The organism is Nonomuraea sp. NPDC003804, from assembly GCF_040610675.1.
Lineage (GTDB): Bacteria > Actinomycetota > Actinomycetes > Streptosporangiales > Streptosporangiaceae > Nonomuraea.
Genome location: NZ_JBEXMT010000098.1, coordinates 1 through 1,441, shown reverse-complemented (window position 1 = coordinate 1,441; position 1,441 = coordinate 1). Strand labels below are relative to the sequence as shown.

Sequence of the window (1,441 nt, the reverse complement as noted above, 5' to 3'; positions counted from 1 at the left end):
GATCTAGCTCTTTTGGAGAGATGCCAAGATAGGGCGCCGTGCTGAACAGGTACCAGAGTGCGTCGCCAAGCTCTTCGGCGGCTAGCGCGCTCTCCGGATCTGTCAACTGATCGCGTACAGACTTCTTTACCGAGGCGAGCAGTCCCCCCGTCTCCCCAAAGTACCCGAACCGCAGGTTGTCGAACTCGTCGGGCGTGTTCTCGAAGCGATTAGTTCTTCGAGCCTTAAGAGCATACTCTGGCAACGAGAGTGGCGGAGGCTGGGGTAGCGCGCGTGTCATCTAGCAGTCCTTCGCTGAAAGGGGTCATCAGAATAGTAACGCTTGCGTTCTCCCCAGTAGTATATCGGCTCGCACGCGCCTACAGCAGGCGATAAGTGTGGCTCGGTCAGCATCAACCGCACCCATAAGCAAGGCGCGACTGCGGACCGTCATCGTCACATCGTAGTGGGGATAGCGCCCCTTATTCTGAAACCATCGGCGCTGTAGCCCGAGTCGTGCCGCAAAGTCGTGAAGTTCTTCGATGGAGTCGGCCACTAGGTGGCACCATTCCTTGCCCCGCCAGCGAATGCCCTCTGAATCTACGTAGACGGCCATGTGGGCTCGCAAATGTGCAAATAATATGCAAAACTTTAGCACATATCGCCGAGCGATTCCATTCACGAGAGGATGCCCTGCAGCTAGGGGGCCGCATACGCGAAGCCCGACATAGGGCTGGGATGACGCTTTTTTATGTGTCAGAGCAGACCGGCGTCGATCCTGGGCAGATCTCCAAAATGGAGCGCGGGAAAATGGTCACGCTCTCCAAAAATGTTCAAAAAATTTGCATCTTTCTAAGATTGCCTGCTTTTCCGGGGCCGTCACCCAAGACTGAGCTTGGCGCGAGGGTTGATGCGTTGATAGCAGGAGTTCCGGGCAGCGAGGCCGGGGTTGCCAAACTTATCGGCGCAATCGAGGAGCTGGTCCGAAGCACGACCTAGCTCGGCACCTGCGCACCTTAGGCTGAGTGACGCGGTCTAGTCCTCAAGCCTCGTCGCACCAGTATGCTACCCATACCCATACGCATACGCGCCGCACGGCGACTCAGGGAGGGGAACGTGGAAGGTGTTGAGAATCGCATCGAGGAACTGATCCGGCGAACAAGGATCACCACCAGGTCGAGGTATCGAGCAAGCGAACGACTTGAGCGACACCACAAGTTCTCGCAGTGGACCGTCTCGCTGATTTCTGCAGCGCTGGTATTCGTGCCCATGATGCAAGCATTTAATATCCAGCTTGGCGTAGATGCAATTTATCTTAATGCAACACAAGCCGTGCTTGCAGTACTCGTTCTGGTCTACTCCCTGCTTCTTGGTCAAGAAAACTTCATTTCGCGATCAGAGGCAATGCATAGAAATGGGGTAGAGCTAGGGCGGTTTGCTCGAAAGCTCGCGGGCATCAGCG

General features: G+C 55.9%; 4 protein-coding genes. 2 read left to right on the top strand and 2 right to left on the bottom strand.

What is annotated here, in order from left to right; translation table 11 throughout:
• Together ABZX22_RS45025 and ABZX22_RS45020 are read right to left on the bottom strand one after the other, a co-directional pair.
• Nucleotides 1-280: nucleoside triphosphate pyrophosphohydrolase family protein (locus ABZX22_RS45025; RefSeq protein WP_354923474.1), on the bottom strand; the 280-nt coding region annotated here is incomplete at its 3' end.
• 27 nt (nucleotides 281-307) lie between these two features.
• Nucleotides 308-595, bottom strand: a complete 288-nt coding sequence (locus ABZX22_RS45020) for a DUF4031 domain-containing protein (RefSeq protein ID WP_354923472.1) — start codon at nucleotides 593-595, stop codon at nucleotides 308-310.
• Between ABZX22_RS45020 and ABZX22_RS45015 the strand changes: the two genes are divergently transcribed.
• Both ABZX22_RS45015 and ABZX22_RS45010 read left to right on the top strand, forming a co-directional pair.
• The gene (locus ABZX22_RS45015; RefSeq protein ID WP_354923469.1) at nucleotides 496-978 is read left to right on the top strand and encodes a helix-turn-helix transcriptional regulator; all 483 of its coding nucleotides are present in this window, start codon (nucleotides 496-498) and stop codon (nucleotides 976-978) included. The two genes, ABZX22_RS45020 and ABZX22_RS45015, sit on opposite strands and share 100 nt — an antisense overlap.
• 117 nt (nucleotides 979-1,095) lie before the next feature.
• Nucleotides 1,096-1,441 (top strand): SLATT domain-containing protein (locus ABZX22_RS45010; RefSeq protein WP_354923466.1); only part of this gene is annotated, 346 nt, incomplete at its 3' end.

What these genes read in the sequence shown, in the direction of transcription:
- ABZX22_RS45020 (WP_354923472.1), bottom strand. Translation starts at nt 595, where the DNA reads ATGGCCGTCTACGTAGATTCAGAGGGCATTCGCTGGCGGGGCAAGGAA.